At 67.9% G+C, this 18,774-nt stretch carries 16 protein-coding genes; 14 read left to right on the top strand and 2 right to left on the bottom strand.

Annotated features, from left to right (window positions below; all coding sequences use genetic code 11):
• Nucleotides 1-15 precede the first annotated feature (15 nt).
• On the top strand, nt 16-1,422 hold the full coding sequence (locus tag RA210_RS18100) for an MFS transporter (RefSeq protein ID WP_201487534.1): 1,407 nt from the start codon (nt 16-18) through the stop codon (nt 1,420-1,422).
• A gap of 164 nt (nt 1,423-1,586) precedes the next feature.
• Here the strand turns inward: RA210_RS18100 and RA210_RS18095 are convergent, their stop codons facing one another.
• Both RA210_RS18095 and RA210_RS18090 read right to left on the bottom strand, forming a co-directional pair.
• A complete protein-coding gene (locus tag RA210_RS18095; protein ID WP_201487533.1) occupies nt 1,587-2,363 on the bottom strand; it encodes a tetratricopeptide repeat protein in 777 nt (258 codons plus the stop codon).
• Nucleotides 2,364-2,489: 126 nt separating this feature from the next.
• Nucleotides 2,490-4,334: a sigma-54-dependent Fis family transcriptional regulator gene (locus RA210_RS18090; RefSeq protein WP_201487532.1), complete on the bottom strand. Its 1,845-nt coding sequence runs from the start codon at nt 4,332-4,334 to the stop codon at nt 2,490-2,492.
• An 11-nt stretch (nt 4,335-4,345) separates the two neighbouring features.
• On the opposite strand from RA210_RS18090, the gene RA210_RS18085 reads away from it, so the two are divergent.
• The 13 genes from RA210_RS18085 (at nt 4,346) to RA210_RS18025 (ending at nt 18,761) form a co-directional block, all read left to right on the top strand.
• A complete protein-coding gene (locus RA210_RS18085) occupies nt 4,346-4,543 on the top strand; it encodes a hypothetical protein (RefSeq protein ID WP_201487531.1) in 198 nt (65 codons plus the stop codon).
• A gap of 117 nt (nt 4,544-4,660) precedes the next feature.
• Complete coding sequence (locus RA210_RS18080) at nt 4,661-5,560, top strand: VOC family protein (RefSeq protein WP_201487530.1); 900 nt, start codon at nt 4,661-4,663, stop codon at nt 5,558-5,560.
• A 22-nt stretch (nt 5,561-5,582) separates the two neighbouring features.
• On the top strand, nt 5,583-6,461 hold the full coding sequence (locus RA210_RS18075; RefSeq protein WP_201487529.1) for an alpha/beta fold hydrolase: 879 nt from the start codon (nt 5,583-5,585) through the stop codon (nt 6,459-6,461).
• Nucleotides 6,462-6,544: 83 nt separating this feature from the next.
• On the top strand, nt 6,545-7,765 hold the full coding sequence (locus tag RA210_RS18070; protein ID WP_201487528.1) for an acyl-CoA dehydrogenase family protein: 1,221 nt from the start codon (nt 6,545-6,547) through the stop codon (nt 7,763-7,765).
• Between the two features lie 99 nt (nt 7,766-7,864).
• Complete coding sequence (locus RA210_RS18065; protein WP_201487527.1) at nt 7,865-9,559, top strand: DUF1302 domain-containing protein; 1,695 nt, start codon at nt 7,865-7,867, stop codon at nt 9,557-9,559.
• A 10-nt stretch (nt 9,560-9,569) separates the two neighbouring features.
• A complete protein-coding gene (locus RA210_RS18060; RefSeq protein WP_201487526.1) occupies nt 9,570-10,943 on the top strand; it encodes a DUF1329 domain-containing protein in 1,374 nt (457 codons plus the stop codon).
• Nucleotides 10,944-11,037: 94 nt separating this feature from the next.
• On the top strand, nt 11,038-12,114 hold the full coding sequence (locus RA210_RS18055; RefSeq protein WP_201487525.1) for a WD40/YVTN/BNR-like repeat-containing protein: 1,077 nt from the start codon (nt 11,038-11,040) through the stop codon (nt 12,112-12,114).
• Between the two features lie 27 nt (nt 12,115-12,141).
• On the top strand, nt 12,142-14,559 hold the full coding sequence (locus RA210_RS18050; protein WP_201487524.1) for an efflux RND transporter permease subunit: 2,418 nt from the start codon (nt 12,142-12,144) through the stop codon (nt 14,557-14,559).
• The gene (locus tag RA210_RS18045; RefSeq protein WP_201487523.1) at nt 14,556-15,002 is read left to right on the top strand and encodes a GlcG/HbpS family heme-binding protein; all 447 of its coding nucleotides are present in this window, start codon (nt 14,556-14,558) and stop codon (nt 15,000-15,002) included. The genes RA210_RS18050 and RA210_RS18045 overlap by 4 nt, the downstream gene beginning before the upstream one ends.
• 53 nt (nt 15,003-15,055) lie before the next feature.
• Nucleotides 15,056-15,844: a 2-oxopent-4-enoate hydratase gene (dmpE, locus tag RA210_RS18040; protein WP_236574800.1), complete on the top strand. Its 789-nt coding sequence runs from the start codon at nt 15,056-15,058 to the stop codon at nt 15,842-15,844.
• 23 nt (nt 15,845-15,867) lie between these two features.
• A complete protein-coding gene (locus RA210_RS18035) occupies nt 15,868-16,824 on the top strand; it encodes an acetaldehyde dehydrogenase (acetylating) (RefSeq protein ID WP_201487521.1) in 957 nt (318 codons plus the stop codon).
• A gap of 11 nt (nt 16,825-16,835) precedes the next feature.
• Nucleotides 16,836-17,867 (top strand): 4-hydroxy-2-oxovalerate aldolase, encoded by a 1,032-nt coding sequence (dmpG, locus tag RA210_RS18030; RefSeq protein WP_201487520.1) that lies wholly within the window; start codon nt 16,836-16,838, stop codon nt 17,865-17,867.
• Between the two features lie 48 nt (nt 17,868-17,915).
• A complete protein-coding gene (locus tag RA210_RS18025) occupies nt 17,916-18,761 on the top strand; it encodes an alpha/beta fold hydrolase (protein WP_201487519.1) in 846 nt (281 codons plus the stop codon).
• The last annotated feature ends 13 nt before the right edge of the window (nt 18,762-18,774 follow it).

Below are 18,774 nucleotides of genomic sequence, written 5' to 3'. Positions count from 1 at the left end.
AGCGGAGACACGGAAATGACCACGCTGGAAAACCCGTCGCTGCGCACCGAGGACGCGCCCGTGCAGGGCGCTGCCCTCGGCGCCACTGCCGCGCTGATCGTCGGCACCTTCGCGGTGGTGATGTCGGCGACCACCATCAACATCGCCATCGTGCCGATGATGCAGGAGTTCGCCGTCAGCCACCGGGTGGCGCAGCTGTTCTCCTCGCTGTTCCTCGGCGCCACCGTGCTCACCGCGCCGCTGGCCGCCTGGCTGTCGCGGCGCTGGGGCGCGCGCCAGGTGTTTCTCGGCGTGCTGCTGCTCTACGCGCTGGCCTCGCTGGCCGCCACGCTGTCCGACTCCTTCCTCTCCATGCTGCTCGCCCGCGGTCTGCAGGGCGCCTGTGCCGGGGTCATCCAGCCGCTGTCGATGTTCCTGGTGCTGGCGGCGGCATCGCCGGAACGCCAGGGCCGGGCGATGTCGTTGTACGGCCTCGGCGTGGTGCTGGCCCCGGCGCTGGGGCCGACCATCGCCGGCTGGTTCGTCGATCACATCGGCTGGCGCAGCACCTTTTCCCTCGGCGTGCCGCCCTGCCTGCTGGCGCTGGGCCTCGGCTGGTTCTGCCTGCCGCGCAGCGCGGCGGAGCGGGAGGAGGGCGGCAGCTTCGACTGGCCGGGCCTGGCCCTGCTCGGCGTGCTGGTGACGCTGACCTTCGCCACGCCGTTGGTGCTGGAGCGTTCCGCCCTGCTGGCCGCGGCGCTGTGTCTGCTGTGGCTGGGCGCGGCCTGGCTGTTCTGGCGCGTCGAGCGCGCTCGCAAGGATGCGCTGCTGCCCTTCGCGCTGTTCGCCAGCCCGGGCTTTCGCGCCGCGGCGCTGGTCAGCGTCGCCTACGGCGCCGGCATGTACGGCTCCACCTTCCTGATCCCGGTGTTCATGCAGGGCGCGCTGGGCATCCCGGCGCTGACCACCGGCAACATCCTGCTGCTCGGCGGCGTGGCCCTGGCGCTGAGCACCAGCCTGGCCGGGCGGGTGGTCGACCGGCTGTCCGCGCGCCTGGTGGTGGCCGGCGGGCTGGCCTGTTTCGCCCTGGCCTGCGCGCTGCTGGCCTGGGCCCGCGAGCTGGCGTGGATCGCCGTGGCGGTGGTGCTCTGCCGCATCGGCCTGGGCCTGGTGATCCCCGGTCTGTACACCGGCATGGCCCAGGTGGTGGTGCCCGGCGGCCTGCGCGAAGGCACCGCGGTGATCACCCTGCTGCGCCAGGGCGGCGGGGCGCTGGGGGTATCGCTGATCGGCGTGCTGACCGCCTCCGCCGGCAGCGCCGAGCTGGCCGGCTGGCTGGGGCTGGCGCCGGCGGGCAGTGCGGCCGCGGCGCCGGCGACGGTGTTCGCGGGCATCGCCCTGCTGTTCGTCGCGGCGTTGGGGGGGGTGCGGCGGCTGCGTTGAGCAGCGGATCAGGGCAAGCCATCGCAAGGGGCACATTCAAGGCGCCATGCATGAGGCGCGGCTCTTTGTAGGGTGGGCTTTAGCCCACGCTGATCGCCGTTGGTGGGCTAAAGCCCACCCTACGGGCCTTTGCGCCCGGTCCCAACATTTAGCCAATTCATTGGTCAGGAGCCGACCAGCCAGGCGCCCGCCGGCACGCGATGGCGCAACTTGCGGCAGTCGCCGGGCGGCGGCTGTTTGCCTGGCGAGCGTTCCGGAAACCAGATGCGGCATCGCCCGGGTGGCGGAAGATGGCCACGGGGGATGCGGTAGATCTCCGCCTCCTGCGTCGTGTCGAGCGCCGCCGCCTGCATGCCCGGCTCCTCGAAATCGTCCTCGTATTCCGCGTCGCGGGACCAGCTCCGCTGGTTGCTGCGGGCCTGCTCCTGCGCCAGCCGCTCGCGCAAGTCGGCAGCCCGGGCTTCGGCCTGCTGGCGCTTCTCGATTTCCTCGTAGAGCTGCTGTTGCAGGGCGACCTGCTCGTCATCCACGGGCTCCGCGGTTTCCGCCGGGGGAAGTCCCTGCACGGCGGCCTGCCGGGCGGCATTGATCAGCCAGACGTTGCGCTCGCGCAGGGTGCGGTCGCCCCCGGAGAGGACGTCGGATTTGGCGGCCAGGGCCTCGGCCTGCTGGAAGTTGCCCTGGCGCAAACGAACCTGACCGAGGTAGTGCACGATCACCGGATTGCCCGGTTCGATGCGCTGGGCGCGCTCCAGGGTGGCGGCCGCCTGCTCGGTCCGCCCGGCTGCGAGGTCGCGGGAGGCGCTTTCCACCAGGGCCCTCACCACCGGGCTTTCCGGGCGTAGCGGGCGTTCGGCCGCGCTGGCGGCGAACGCCGTGCAAGCGGCCCAGATCAGCAGTCCCGGCCAGAGGGCGGCCTTCCTCAGGTTTTTTTTCATCATGATGGCGAGCGGTCGTCGAGGCCTCGGTGATCTTCCCGCCCGTGCCCGGGGCGGGGCTTGCGGTCCTCTTCGATCGCCTTTCGTGGCTGCCGTTCCCAGGCACGGCAGCTCTTTTTGCCGGCCGCCTCAGCCTTCGCCCTGCGCCATCTTCTTCAGCCGGTAGTCGAGCTGGGCGCGGGTGTAGCCGACCATCCCGGCGGCCCTGGAGACGTTGCCTTCGCTGAGCTCCATGGCCACCTCGATATACACCTCCTCGATCTCGGTGAGACGCACCGGACCGCGCTGCAGGGTGCGCCGGGCCAGCGCCTGCAGCTGGTCGCGGCTGGCGTTGTCCTGCAGGCCCATGCCGACGCCGACTTCCTCGCCCGCCGGCAGGCGGATGCCGATGGCCGGGGCGGCCTCCCAGCTCACCGTGCCGACCCGTTCGCGCTGCTCGGCCAGATTGAGGCCGGACAGGTGGCGCAGGTCGATGGCCTCGTCGTCATCGGCGAGGATCACTGCGCGTTCGATGACGTTCTCGAATTCGCGGATGTTGCCCGGCCAGTGGTAGTCGAGGATCGCCTGCAGCGCGCGCGGGGTGATGCCGGTCAGCCGGCGACCGTGCAGCGCCGACAGCTTGGTCATGCACACGTCGAGCAGCAGCGGCAGGTCGTCCTTGCGCTCGCGCAGCGGGGCGATGGTCACCGGGAACACGTTGAGGCGGTAGAACAGGTCGCTGCGAAAACGCCCCTCCTTGACCGCCACGGCGAGATCCTCGTTGGTCGCGGCGATCACCCGCACGTTCACCTTGAGCGTCTTGTTGCTGCCCAGGCGCTCCAGCTCGCCGCTCTGCAGCACCCGGAGCAGTTTGCCCTGGGCGGTCATGCTGAGGGTGCCGATCTCGTCGAGGAAGATGGTGCCGCCGTCGGCGAACTCGAAGCGACCGGCGCGCGGCTCGGTGGCGCCGGAGTAGGCGCCGCGCTGCACGCCGAACAGCTCGGACTCGATCAGCGCCTCGGGGATGGCTGCGCAGTTGATCTCCACGAAGGGGCCGTTGGCGCGCCGGCTGTTGGCGTGCACCTCGTGGGCGAACATGGTCTTGCCCACCCCGCTTTCGCCGAGCAGCAGCACGGTGGCGTTGGTGCTGGCGACGCGGAGGATCTTGTGCAGCACTGCGTGGTAGGCCGCCGAGCTGCCCACCGGACGATCCAGCTCGGGCAGGTTGCTGCGCGGCTGGCTCAGGCCGAAGGGGGCGGGGCCCAGGCTGGCCGGTTCGGAGCGCTTCGACGGCGGCGGGGCCGGCTCGCCGCGGCGGTGGTCGGCGGCACGCGGCTGGAAGTACTTGAGGTCTTCCTCGGCATCCTCCCATTCCTCCACCGGCCGGGCCACGGCGCGGCACACCTCGTCGCCGCTGGCGCGGCACTCGGTCTCGCGCACCAGGATGCGCTTGCCCATCAGGCGGGTGAGGAAGCCCGAGCTGTAGCCCACTTCCATCCAGCAGATCGGGTCGCTGCTGGTGCCGTTGCTGGCCACGTGCAGGTCGCTCTCCACCGAGTGCTTCCAGATGAACTCGCCGTACAGGTAGCCCTTGCTCTGGTCGAACTCGACGCACACCGGGGTGACCTCGACCATCCCGGACAGCGCGTGCAGCTGCGCGCCGGCGGCGAGGATGTCGAGCTGGGAGCCGCTGGTGCGGGTCCTGATCGCCAGTTCGGCGTCGCGCAGCCCGGTGAGGTAGCCGATGCGGGTGAACAGGCCACGGGTGTACTCGACGCCCATGGACTCCAGCAGCTCCTGGCGCATGGCGCCGAAGGCCTCGGCGTGGACCAGCAGCATGCGCTTCTCGCCGAGCCAGATCAGGCCTTCCCGGGGATTGAAGTACAGGTGCTCGGCGAGGTCCTGCATGTCCGGAAAACGCAGGTCGGTGATGATGCCACGCGCGTCGCCGCGCATTCCCTTGCCTGCGCCTGCGCTGTTTTCGGTCGTGGTCATGGTGATGTCCGTTGTCGTTCTTTGCTTGTCGAGGGCTCTGGCGGCCGTTTTCAGCTTCGCCCGCCCGCTCCGGCGCCGGCAAGGGAAAGTTGCGATTTTTCATCGCGGATTTTCTGAGGCTTGCGAATTTTCGCAAGGCCGGCCCGACGGCCGAGGCGCCGGTGCGAGCCTTCCGCTTGCGGCAGGAGATTCTCTATCTGTCTGATTGAAAAGGATTTTCCTGTCGATCCTGGCGGCCTCCACGAACTTGGCACGCCGCTCGCAATGTTCCTCGCAAGACGAAGCCCCGCTCAGGGGCACTTATAAAAACAACAGAGGAACGAGCAGTGGCAGAGATCAACTCACTCGGTTACGTCGGTCTGGGCGTCAGCGATCTGGAACAGTGGCATTGGTTCGCCACCGAGATTCTCGGCATGCATGTGGGCCAGCGCGACGCCCAGGGCATGAGCCTGCGCATGGACGAGCACCAGCAGCGGATCTTCCTCGAGGAGAACAGCGCCGACGACCTGCTGGTGGCCGGCTGGCAGCTGAAGACCGAGGCGGGCCTCGAAGCCTACGTGGCCGAGCTGCGCGAGAAGGGCGTCGAGGTCACCGCGCTGCCGGCCGAGATCCTCAAGCGCCGCAAGGTGGAGAAGGCCTACGCCTGCCAGGACCCCAACGGCTTCACCCACGAATTCTTCTTCGGCGCCCATGTCGCCGAGCTGCAGGACGTGTTCCGCTCCAAGGTGCTGAAGAGCCGCTTCATCTGCGGCGAGCTGGGCGTCGGCCACATCCTGCCGTTCGCCAAGGCCGGCAAGGGCGAGCAGACCCTGAGCTTCTACAAGGACGTGCTCAAGCTGCGGGTCAGCGACTACATCCGCGAGGAGATCATGCCCGGCCTGCTGGTCGACGCGACCTTCTTCCATACCGCCAGCGGCCGCCACCACTCCATCGCCACCGCCGAGAACCCGGTGGCGACCAAGACCCTCAACCACATCATGTTCCAGGTCGAGGACATCGACGACGTCGGCCTGGCCTACGACCGCACCGTGAAGGCCGGCATCCCGGTGGCCCTGGAGCTCGGCCACCACCCGAACGACCGCATGTTCTCCTTCTACGCGCGCACGCCGTCCGGCTTCAACTTCGAGATGGGCTGGGGCGGGGTGGTGATCGACGAAGCCACCTGGGAAGTGCGCAGCTACTCGGAGATGAGCGACTGGGGCCACAAGCGCAACCAGATCGCCTGACCGGCACCACGGAGAATCGAACATGAGCATTTGGCTGGATTTCCTGGGCGCCGAGATTCGCTTCGTCGAGCTGCCCACCTACGGTCGCACCCGCATCGCCGAAGCCGGCAAGGGCAAGGCCGAGACGCTGATCCTGATGCACGGCATCGGCGGCCACCTGGAGGCCTACGCGAAGAACGTGGTGGCCCTCGGCGAGCACTACCACGTGATCGCCTTCGACTACGTCGGCCACGGCCTGTCGGCGAAGAAGACCGACATCGAGTACTCGATCGCCGACTACGTCGAGCAGCTGCGCGAGCTGATGGATGTCCTCGACATCCCGCAGGCGCACATCTCCGGCGAGTCGCTGGGCGGGGTGGTCACCGGCGACTTCGCCGTGCGCTACCCGCAGCGCATCGGGCGCGCGGTGCTCAACACCACCGGCGGCATCCCGGTGGTCAGCGACAAGGGCCGCGCCGACCTCAAGTACCTGGCCGAACTGTCGGCCCGCAGCTTCGGCCAGGCGCCGACCTTCGACAGCATCCGCGAGCGCATGCAGTGGCTGCTGTTCGAAGGCAACTGGCACCTGCTGAGCGACGAGCTGATCGCCACCCGCCTGGCCTTCTACTCCTCGGTCGGCTACCAGCAGTGCGCGCCGCTGATCTACTCGCGCCTCAAGCGGGTCAAGGAGGGCGGCAAGCCCGACATGATCGAGCTGGAGCAGGTGCAGTGCGAAACCCTGCTGCTGTGGACCACCCACAACCCGATCCACGACGTGGCCGCCGCCGAGGCCGCCCTGCCGCGCCTGCCCAGGGGCCAGCTGTACGTGATGAAGACCGAGGCCGGGCACTGGCCGCAGTACGAGGACCCCGAGGAGTTCAACGGCGTGATGCTGAAGTTCCTCGCCAGCGGAAAGCTCTGAATCCCGCACAACGCTCAACCGCATCTCCCCGCCGCCCGTCGCGGGCGGTGGGATGCCGATAACAAGAACAGAGAGATCACACCATGAACCAAGTCCTGAAGAAGTCCGAACTGCTCGCCTGCCAGCAGATTCCCAGCGAAGCCGAGATCCTGCAGCGCGCCCGCGACCTGATCCCGATGCTGCTGGAAAAGGCCACATCGGTGGAAAAGAACCGCATGGTCTCGAAGGAAACCATCCAGGCCTTCGTCGATGCCGGTTTCTTCAAGATCCTCCAGCCGGCCAAGTTCGGCGGCTGGGAAATGAATCCCAGCGTGTTCTACAAGGTGCTGATGGAACTGGGCCGCGGCTGCTGCAGCAGCGCCTGGAACATGATGATCCTCGGCATCCACCAGTGGGAATTCGGCAGCATGCCCGAGCAGGCCTGCGTCGACGTGTGGGGCGAGAATGATGCCACCATCATCGCCTCGTCCTACCCGCCCTTCGGCAAGCTCGAGGAGGTCGAGGGCGGCTACCGCATCAGCGGCACCTGGAAGACCTCCAGCGGCTGCGACCACGGCCAGTGGGCTTTCCTCGGCGGCCTGCGCAAGGACGCCAACGGCAAGGTGATCGACCGCCTGTCCATGCTGGTGTCGGCCACCGACTACGAGATCATCGACGACTGGCACACCTTCGGCCTGGCCGGCACCGGCAGCAAGAGCCTGCTGGTCAGGGATGCCTTCGTGCCGGCCCACCGGGTGCATAGCCTGATCAAGTACGAGTACAGCGAGCGCGGCAATCACTACCTGTACCCGTTCAACCAGGTGTTCTTCGGCGCGGTGTCCTCGCTGATTGTCGGCATGGCCCAGGGTGGCGTCGACGAGTACATCCGCCAGATGAGCGTGCGCACCAACACCACCGACGGCAACAGCGCGGCGCTCAGCCCCTACGTCAAGGATCGCCTGGGCAACGCCGTGGTGCGCGTGCGCACCGCCCGCGCCCGCCTGCTGCAGATGATGGCCGAGACCACCGAGATCGTGGAACGCCGTGAGCTGGTGCCGACCCATGACCGCGTGCACCACATGCTCGACATCGCCCGCGTCGGCCGCGAGTGCGAGGAGGCGGTGATGCTGCTGTTCAAGGCCACCTCGGCGCGCGGCATCTACCTGGACAACCCGCTGCAGCGGATCCTGCGCGACGTCATCGCCGCCGCCAACCACATCACCCAGAACGCCGACGACACCGCCGGCATGCTCGGCGCCTACCTGCTGGGCCAGCAGCTGCCGCCGATGATCTTCGGCCTGGAGCCGGTATCCATCCACGACTGAGGAGAGCAGAACGTCCGTATGTGTGCATCTGCCGGCCGCCGGGGCCGGCAGACATCCCGATAACAATAAAAGCGCTCAAGCGTAATTCGAGGTATCCACATGACTTCCAAGAAAGCCGCGCGGCCAGTCGACTCTGCCTGCGCAGTGGAAAGGGCCTTCAAACTGTCCGCACTGACCGTCGCCATCGTCCTGCTGCCCAACATGTCGGCGCAGGCCTTCCAGTTCGATACCGGTAGCGACATCGAGGTGCGCTGGGACAACACTCTCAAGTACAGCAACGCCTGGCGGATCAAGGACCAGCACGACAAGCTGATCGCCGACCCCAACCTGGACGACGGCGACCGCAACTTCGACCAGGGGCTGATCTCCAACCGTGTCGACCTGCTCTCCGAGCTGGACGTCAGATACCAGGACCTCGGTTTCCGCGTCAGCGGCGCGGCCTGGTACGACGATGTCTACAACAAGAGCAACGACAACGATTCGCCGGACACCGCCAACGCTTTCAGCGTCGACCACGACGAGTTCACCGACGATACCCGCGACCTGCACGGCCGCGATGCGGAGTTCCTCGACGCCTTCGTCTACGGCAAGTTCGCCATCGGCGAGGAGATGTGGGGCGTGGCCCGCCTGGGCCAGCACGCGCTGCTCTACGGCGAGAGCCTGTTCTTCGGCAACAACGGCATCGCCGCCGCCCAGCAGCCGATCGACGCAGTCAAGGCGCTGTCGGTGCCCAACTCGCAGTTCAAGGAACTCGGCCTGCCGGTCAAGCAGATCTCCGGCCAGTTGCAGCTGACCCCCAACTTCTCGGTGGGCGCCTACTACCAGTTCGAGTGGGAGCGCAACCGCATTCCCGGCTCCGGCAGCTACTTCAGTCCGGCCGACCTGCTCGACGAGGGCGGCGAGCGCATCATCCTCGCCACGGCGCCGGGCGTCGGGCCGGTGGCTTCCTTCTACCGCGGCAAGGACATCGAGGCGCGCGACTCCGGGCAGGGCGGCATCCAGCTGCGCTACCGCTCCGATGCGCTGGATACCGACTTCGGCCTGTACGCCGTGCGCTACCACGACAAGAACTTCCAGGTGCAGGTGCGTCCGGGCGCCAATGTCGGCCCGGGCCAGCCGGCGGACAAGCAGGGCGAGTACATGCTGGTGTTCCCCGAGGACATCACGGCCTACGGCTTCAGCGCCAACCGCGGCATCGGCAACGCCAACGTCGGCTTCGAGGCGTCGATCCGCCACGACGCCCCGCTGGTCAGCCTGACCGTGGCCGATCTCAGCGCCGTGGCGCCGGTGGCGGTGGGCGACAACGACCGCAATCCGCTGTACGCCATCGGCAAGACCGCCCATGCGCAGATCAACATGATCAACGTGCTGCCCACCGGCACCTTCTGGGATTCGGCGACCATCCTCGCCGAGCTGGCGTGGAACCGCACGCTGAGCGTGGACAAGAACCGCGAGAACCTCGACCCCAACTCGACCCGCGACGCCACCGCCATGCGCGTGGTGTTCACCCCGACCTACTTCCAGGTGCTCGACGGGCTCGACCTGTCGGTGCCGATGGGCTTCGGCTACGGCATCGACGGCCGTTCCTCGGCGGTCGGCGGCTTCAGCCAGGCCAAGGGCGGCAACTACAACATCGGCATCGCCGGCGACTACCTGAAGTCGATCAACTTCAGCCTGTCCTACAACGGCTACTTCGGACCCTCGGCGCCGATCAACATCAACGGCATCAAGACCTACGAGCAGACCAACGCCGACCGCGACTTCATCGCCTTCAGCGTCTCGCACACTTTCTGAGGTGTTGACCATGTACAAGAACAACAAAGCCCGTTTCCTGACTTGCGTATCCCTGCTGTCCCTGTGCATCGGCGCCGCCCATGCGGCGGTCAGCCCGCAGGAGGCCGAGGCCCTCAAGGGCAAGCTGACGCCGATGGGCGCCGAGCGCGCCGGCAACGCCGACGGCAGCATCCCGGCCTGGAACGGCGGCTTCACCGAGGTGCCGGCCGGCTACCAGCAGGGGCAGCGCAACGTCGACCCGTTCGCCGCCGACAAGCCGCTGTACACCATCACCGCGGCCAATCTCGACCAGTACAAGGACAAGCTGTCCGAGGGCGTGATCCAGCTGTTCAAGGACAACCCGCAGACCTTCCGCATCGACGTCTATCCGACCCGGCGCACCGCGGCGGCGCCGCAGTGGGTGTATGACAACACCCTCAAGAACGCCACCCGCGCCACCCTGGAGAACGACGGCCTGACCGTGAAGGGCGCCTATGGCGGCGTGCCCTTCCCGATTCCCCAGTCGGGCCTCGAGGTGCACTGGAACCACATGACCCTGTGGCGCGGCGAGTCCACCCACACCAAGTACAAGGTGTGGACCACCACCGCCGACGGCAAGCAGGTGCTGGCCACCGCCGCGGTCGACGACGGCCAGTATCCCTACTACTACAAGGACGGCTCGCTGGAGAGCACGCCCAACCCCAACTACATGCTGGCGATCCAGTCCACCTACGCCCCGGCCTTCCGCGCCGGCGAGGCGCTGATGGTGCACAACGTGCTCGACCACGTTAAGGGCCGCACCCTGTGGCAGTACCTGGCCGGCCAGCGCCGCGTGCGTCGCGCGCCGAGCATCAACTTCGACACCCCCAACGTGGTGGCCTCCGGGGTCAACTTCGTCGACGAGACCTTCGGTGGCGGCGGCTCGCCCGAGCGCTACGACTGGAAGCTGATCGGCAAGCGGGAAATGATCATTCCCTACAACAGCAACAAGCTGCTGGCCAACGCCGACCAGGCGGTGATGGACCAGCGCCATGCCAAGCCGGAGATGATGCGCTGGGAGCTGCACCGCGTCTGGGAAGTGGAGGCGACCCTCAAGCCCGGCAAGCGTCACGCCGTGCCCAAGCGCAAGTACTACTACGACGAGGACAACTGGGGCACCGCGATCCTCGACGGCTGGGACGCCGAGGGCACCCTGTGGCGCACCGCGCTGACCACCCCGTTCGCCGCGCCGGACATCCCGGCCACGGTGAACTACTGCACCGGCTTCTTCCACGACCACCGCACCAAGGCCTGGGTCTACAACTGCGCTCTGGGCGATGCCGGCAAGGACCAGTACGCCATGGCTGAGCGCCGCCGCGAGAGCCACTTCTCGCCGGAGTCGCTGATGACCCAGAGCGCGCGCTGAGTTCCGATGCGGTCGGCTGCCTTCCCCGCTGCGGCGGGGCGGGCAGCCCGTGCGGTGCCCTGTGGTAGCGGAGATTCCAACAGTGAAAAGAACAATGATCGCCTTATGCATATCCCTGGCCGGCGTGGTCGGGGCGGTGGCGAGCGCCTGCGCCGACACCGAGTTCCAGAAGCGGCCGGAGGTCGTCCGCGACGTCCCCGACACCCTGCAGCAGGCGGCGCTGCGCTCGCCGCTGGCGGCGCGTTCGCCGCTGAATGCTGCGGCCAGCGCAGGGGAGCGCATCGTCGCGGTGGGTGCGCGCGGCCACATCGTCTATTCCGACGACCGCGGACAGAGCTGGCAGCAGGCCGAGGTGCCGGTGTCGGTGACCCTGACCGGGGTGTGCTTCGCCGACCGCGACACCGGCTGGGCGGTCGGTCACCGCGGCGTGATCCTCAAGAGCGTGGACGGCGGCCAGAGCTGGAGCAAACAGCTGGACGGCCGGCAGGCCGCCGCGAGAATCCTCCTGGCCCGCGAGCTGCAGGACCCGGAGCGGGTCCCCGATGCCCGCCGCCTGCTGATGGAGGGTGCCGACAAGCCGTTCCTCGATATCCAGTGCGTCGATCGCCAGCATGCGGCGGTCGTGGGTGCCTATGGCTTCGGCTTCGTCACCCGTGACGGTGGCGACAACTGGACGCCCTCGCTGGAACTGCTCGACGGCACCGAGCAGCGTCACGTCAATGTCGTCCGCGAACACGGCGGCCAGCTCTACCTGGCCGGCGAGCTGGGCATGCTGCTGCGCCTGGACAGCGACCTGCAGCAGCTCGAGCCGCTCGGCGAGCCCTATCCGGGCAGTTTCTTCGGCCTGGTCGTCACCCGCAGTGGCCACCTGCTGGCCTTCGGCCTGCGCGGCAACCTGTTCCGCTCCGGCGATGCCGGCGCCAGCTGGCAGCAGGTCGGGTTCGCCGGCAGCCAGAGCCTCACCGCCGGGGTCAACCTGGCCGACGGCGGCATCCTGCTGGTCGACGAGTCCGGTGCCGGCTGGCTGAGCCGCGACGACGGGCAGAGCTTCAGGCCGGTCAGGCCCAGTGCGCAGTTCCCCTTCGCCGGCCTGCTGGCCACCGCCGACGGCGGCAGCGTGGCGGTCGGGGTCAACGGCGTTTCCTTCTTCGAGCCGGGCGCGCTGCGTTGAGTCGGTCAATAACAAGAGGTCAATAACATGGCTATCGGACATTCCACCGACGATTTCGCCGCCATCGCATCCCTTGCGGATTTCGACAGGCATTCGGGCAACCGCCTGGAGCGCCTGCTGTTCAACCATCGCAGCCTGGTGATCGGCGTCTGCCTGCTGCTGACGCTGCTGTTCGCGGTCGCCGCCACCGGCCTGCGCCTGAACGCCAGCTTCCTCAAGACCATCCCGGCCAACCATCCGTTCGTGCTCAACTTCCTCGCGCATGCCGACGAACTCAAGGGCAGCGCCAATGCCGTGCGCATCGCCGTGGCGGTGCCGGAGGGGCAGGGGGGCGACATCTTCAGCGCCGAGTACATGGAGACCCTGCGGCAGATCAACGACGACCTGTACCTGGTGCCGGGCGTCGACCGCGCCTTCATGAAGTCGCTGTGGACGCCGCTGACCCGCTGGCAGGGCGTCACCGAGGAGGGCTTCGACGGCGGCCCGGTGGTGCCGGACGGCTTCGACGGCGGCGCCGAGAGCCTGGCGACCCTGCGCGCCAACGTCGAGCGCTCCGGCGAGATCGGCCAGCTGGTGGCGCGCGATATGCGCTCGACCATCGTCCATGTGCCGCTGCTGGACATCGACCCCAAGACCGGCCAGGCACTGGACTACCAGACCCTGTCCAATGCGCTGGAGGAGATCCGCAGCCGCTACCAGGCCAAGGGCGTGGACATCCACATCATCGGCTTCGCCAAGGTGATGGGCGACCTGATCGCCGGCCTGCAGGCGGTGCTCGGCTTCTTCGCCGTGGCGGTGCTGATCACCACGGCGATCCTCTACTACTTCACCCGCTGCTGGCGCAGCACCCTGGTGGTGCAGGGCTGCACCCTGGTCGGGGTGATCTGGCTGCTCGGCTGCCTGCCGCTGCTGGGCTACGAGCTCAATCCCTACTCGATCCTCATCCCGTTCCTGGTTTACGCCATCGGCGTCAGCCACGGCGCGCAGAAGATGAACGGCATCATGCAGGACGTCGGCCGCGGCACCCACAAGCTGATTGCCGCGCGCTACACCTTCCGCCGCCTGTTCGCCGCCGGGATGACCGCGCTGCTCGCCGACGTGGTCGGCTTCGCGGTGCTGACCATCGTCGACGTGCCGGTGATCCAGGAGCTGGCGATCATCGCCAGCGTCGGCGTGGGCATCCTGGTGTTCACCAACCTGGCGCTGCTGCCGATCATGCTGTCCTACACCGGCGTCTCTCCGCTCGCCGCCGCGCGCAGCCTCAAGCTGGAAGCGGGCGAGGCGGGCGGTCCGCGCCTGCTCGGCGTGTTCGAGCGCTTCACCGGCCCGCGGCCGGCGGCGCTGGCGCTGCTGGTGGCGCTGGGCATCGGCCTGTTCGCGCTGCTGGTCGGCCGCGAGCTGAAGGTCGGCGACCTCGATCCGGGCGCCCCCGAGCTGCGCGCCGACTCGCGCTACAACCGCGACAACCAGTTCGTCATCAGCCACTACCAGGCCAGCAGCGACGTGTTCGTGGTGATGGTCGACACCCCGGCCGGCCAGTGCATCGACTACGCCACCCTGCGCAAGGTCGAGGAGCTGGAGTGGCGCCTGCGCCAGCTGCCGGGCGTCGAGGGCACCAGTTCCATCGCCGGGCTGGCGCGCAAGATCAACGTCGGCATGAACGAGGGCAACCTCAAGTGGAACGAGCTGCTGCCCAACCAGGCGATGATCAACGCCGCCGCCATCCGCTCGCCGCGCGAGCTGTTCAATGACACCTGCGACCTGCTGTCGGTGTACGCCTACCTCAAGGACCACAAGGCCGACACCCTGAGCGACGTGGTGGCGGTCAGCGAGCGCTTCGCCGCCGAGTACGACGACGAGCGCGCGCGCTTCCTGCTGGCGGCGGGCAATGCCGGCATCGAGAGCGCCACCAACATCGTGGTCAAGGAGGCCAACGGCCAGATGCTGCTGGGCGTGTACCTGGCGGTGACCCTGCTGTGCTTCGCCGCCTTCCGCTCCTGGCGTGCGGTGGTCTGCGCCATCCTGCCGCTGATCCTCACCTCGCTGCTGGCCGAGGCGCTGATGGTCAAGCTGGGCATGGGCCTCAAGGTGGCGACCCTGCCGGTGGTGGCGCTGGGCGTCGGCATCGGCGTCGACTACGCGCTGTACATCCTCAGCGTCACCCTGTTCTGGCTCAAGCGCGGCGCCTCGCTGGCCGAGGCCTACGCCCGGGCCCTGCAGTTCACCGGGCGGGTGGTGGTGTTCACCGGCCTGACCCTGTCGCTCGGCGTGGTGACCTGGATCTTCTCGCCGATCAAGTTCCAGGCCGACATGGGCGTGCTGCTGACCTTCATGTTCCTCTGCAACATGCTGGTGGCCCTGGTGCTGGTCCCGGCGCTGGCCTGCTTCATGCTCAGGCCGGCGGCGCCCGTGGCCTGCGCCAGCGGCCAGGAGGTGCCGGCATGAACCTGCATCCCAACCCCGGCGCCAGCGCCCAGCGCCTGAGCGATCCGCTGAGTCTGCCGGTGGCCCACCAGGCCATCGCCGCCGCCCTGCGCCACGCCGAGGAGCGTGGCCTGCGGGTCAGCGTCGCGGTGGTCGATGCCGGCGGCCATCTGCTGGCCTTCTCCCGCCTGCCGCAGGCGCCGCTGCACACCATCGACATCGCCCAGGACAAGGCGATGACCGCGGTGTCCTTCTCCATGCCTACCGGGGCGCTGGGCGAGCTGATGAGCTGCGCGCCCGATCACGTACGTACCTGCCTGCTGCTGCGTCCGCGCATGGTGCCGATGGGCGGCGCCTTCCCGCTGCTGGTCGACGGCCGGCTGGTCGGCGCGATCGGCGTGTCCGGCGCCAGCGAGGAGCAGGACATCGAGTGCGCCGCCGCCGGATGTCACGCCATCGCATGAGCCTGCACTTTCTCAATCCATTCCGCAGTTTCCCCGCAGAGGAGAACCACCCCGTGAACAGCACTTCCTTCGACATCGCGGCGCTGGGCGACGAACTGTTCAACGCGCTGCGCAGCGGCGAGGCGGTGGCGCCGCTGACCGAGCGCTTCCCGCAACTGGGCATTGAGGATGCCTACGCCATCCAGCAGCGCCTGATCGCCCGCCGCCTGGAGCAGGGCGAGCGCATCGTCGGCAAGAAGATCGGCGTCACCAGCCAGGCAGTGATGGACATGCTCAAGGTGAACCAGCCGGACTTCGGCCAGCTCACCGACCGCATGATCGTCGACCAGGGCTCCAGCGTGCCGATGGCCTCGCTGATCCAGCCCAAGGCCGAGGGCGAGATCGCCTTCGTGCTCAAGCACGACCTGGTCGGGCCGGGGGTCACCGTGGCCGACGTGCTGCGCGCCACCGAGGGCGTGATGGCCTGCTTCGAGATCGTCGATTCGCGCATCCAGGACTGGAAGATCCGCATCCAGGACACCGTCGCCGACAACGCCTCCTGCGGCGTGTTCGTGCTCGGCGACCGCCTGGTCGACCCGCGCCAGCTGGACCTGTTCACCACCGGCATGGTGCTGGAGAAGAACGGCCGCATCGTCGGCACCGGTGCTGGCGCCGCGACCATGGGCTCGCCGGTGATCGCCGTGGCCTGGCTGGCCAACACCCTGGGCCGCCTGGGCATGGGCCTCAAGGCCGGCGAGGTGATCCTCTCCGGCGCGCTGTCGGCCATGGTGCCGGTGGCGGCCGGCGACCAGCTGCGCATGACCCTGACCGGCATCGGCAGCTGCTCGATCCGCTTCGACTGAGCGACATCCACAAGGAAATCCCGATGAACAACAAGAAATTGAAAGTCGCCATCGTCGGCTCGGGCAACATCGGCACCGACCTGATGATCAAGATCCTGCGCCACGGCCAGAATCTGGAAATGGGCGCCATGGTCGGCATCGACCCGGCCTCCGATGGCCTGGCCCGCGCCGCGCGCATGGGCGTGGCCACCACCCACGAGGGTGTCGAGGGCCTGACCCGCATGGACGTGTTCCAGGACATCGACTTCGTGTTCGACGCCACCAGCGCGGGCGCCCACGTCAAGAACGACGCCTTCCTGCGCTCGCTCAAGCCTGGCATCCGCCTGATCGACCTGACCCCGGCGGCCATCGGCCCGTACTGCGTGCCGGTGGTCAATCTGGAAGAAAACCTCGCCGCGACCAACGTCAACATGGTCACCTGCGGCGGCCAGGCCACCATCCCGATGGTCGCCGCGGTATCGCGCGTGGCCAAGGTGCACTACGCCGAGATCGTCGCTTCCATTGCTTCGAAATCCGCCGGCCCGGGCACCCGCGCCAACATCGACGAATTCACCGAGACCACCTCCAAGGCCATCGAGGTGATCGGCGGCGCCGCCAAGGGCAAGGCGATCATCGTCATGAACCCGGCCGAGCCGCCGCTGATCATGCGCGACACCGTGTTCGTGCTGTCCGAAGCGGTCGACCAGGCCAAGGTCGAAGCCTCGGTCGAGGAAATGGCCCAGGCCGTGCAGGCCTACGTGCCGGGCTACCGCCTGAAGCAGAAGGTGCAGTTCGACGTGATACCCGAGGACGCGCCGCTGACCATCCCGGGCCATGGCAAGTTCTCCGGTCTCAAGACCTCGGTGTTCCTCGAAGTCGAAGGCGCCGCCCACTACCTGCCGGCCTACGCCGGCAACCTCGACATCATGACCTCCGCCGCGCTGGCCACCGCCGAGCGCATGGCCCTGTCGATCCTGAACAACGCCATGAACAACGGCTGAGGAGAAGCGCCATGACCTTCGACCCGAGCAAGAAGCTGTACATCTCCGACGTGACCCTGCGCGACGGCAGCCACGCCGTGCGCCACCAGTACTCGATCCGGAACGTGCAGGACATCGCCCGCGCCCTGGACGAGGCGCGCGTCGATTCCATCGAGGTGACCCACGGCGACGGCCTGCAGGGTTCCTCGTTCAACTACGGCTTCGGCGCGCACACCGACCTGGAGTGGATCGAGGCCGCCGCCGACGTCATTAAGCACGCCAGGATCACCGTGCTGCTGCTGCCCGGCATCGGCACGGTGCACGACCTCAAGGCTGCTTTTGAGGCCGGCGCCCGCTCGGTGCGCATCGCCACCCACTGCACCGAGGCGGATGTCTCCAAGCAGCACATCGAGTACGCCCGTTCGCTGGGCATGGACACCGTCGGCTTCCTGATGATGAGCCACATGATCCCCGCCGAGCAGCTGGCCGCCCAGGGCAAGCTGATGGAAAGCTACGGCGCCCAGTGCATCTACATGGCCGACTCCGGTGGCGCGATGAACATGCAGGACATCCGCGACCGCATGCGCGCCTTCAAGGCCGTGCTGAACCCCGAGACCCAGACCGGCATGCACGCCCACCACAACCTGTCCCTCGGCGTGGCCAACTCCATCGCCGCGGTGGAGGAGGGCTGCGACCGCATCGACGCCAGCCTGGCCGGCATGGGCGCCGGCGCCGGCAATGCACCGCTGGAGGTGTTCATTGCTGCCGCCGAGCGTCTGGGCTGGAACCACGGCACCGACCTGTATCGCCTGATGGACGCCGCCGACGACCTGGTGCGTCCGCTGCAGGACCGTCCGGTGCGCGTCGACCGCGAGACCCTCGGTCTCGGCTACGCCGGCGTCTACTCGAGCTTCCTGCGCCACGCCGAAGTGGCGGCGGCCAAGTACGGCCTGAAGACCCTCGACATCCTCGTCGAACTGGGCCGCCGCCGCATGGTGGGTGGCCAGGAAGACATGATCGTCGACGTGGCCCTCGACCTGCTGGCGGCAGGCAAGGGCCACTGAGTTTCCCATTCGCATGCAATTCAACATCGAACAACAAGGAAAACAACCATGAGCCAGTACACCCAGGACAACACCAGCCACTTCGTCCAGGTCGGCGACCTGCGCCTGCACTACAACGACGCCGGCAGCGGCGAAGTGGTGATCATGCTGCACGGCTCCGGCGCCGGCGCCACCGGCTGGGCCAACTTCCACCGCAACGTCGACGCCTTCGTCGAGGCCGGCTACCGGGTGATCCTGCTCGACTGCCCGGGCTTCGGCAAATCCGACCCGATCCTCAGCGCCGAGCCGCGCTTCGTGGTCAACGCCCGCTACACCAAGGGCCTGATGGACGCGCTGGACATCGACCGCGCGCACCTGATCGGCAACTCGATGGGCGGCGGCAGCGCGCTGGCCTTCGCCGTCGAGTTTCCCGAGCGGCTGAACAAGCTGATCCTCATGGGCGCCGGCGGCGTCGGCAAGACCAGCCTGTTCACCCCGCTGCCGATGGAGGGCATCAAGCTGCTGTTCCAGGTCTACCGCGAGCCGACCCTGGACAACCTGAAGAAGATGCTCAACGTCTTCGTCTACGACCCCAGCACGCTGACCGAGGAGCTGATCCAGCTGCGCCTGAACAGCATCCTGGCCAACCCGCTGCACCTGGAGAACTTCCTCAAGAGCGTCGAGCTGAGCCAGTTCAACTTCGGCGACTTCAGCGCCGACCTGCCGGGCATCAAGGCGAAAACGCTGATCACCTGGGGCCGCGACGACCGCTTCGTGCCCATCGACTGGAGCCTCAAGCTGCTCAACGGCATCCCCGACTCGCGCCTGCACGTGTTCAGCCAGTGCGGCCACTGGGCGCAGTGGGAGCACGCCGCGGCGTTCAACCGCCTGGTGATCGACTTCCTGCAGCACTGAAGCCGGCACAACG

This window comes from Pseudomonas sp. OF001 (assembly GCF_904426495.1).
In the GTDB taxonomy this organism is placed as follows: Bacteria; Pseudomonadota; Gammaproteobacteria; order Pseudomonadales; family Pseudomonadaceae; genus Geopseudomonas.
The sequence above is the reverse complement of the archived record's forward strand: the minus strand, read 5'-3'. Positions and strand labels throughout refer to the sequence as shown.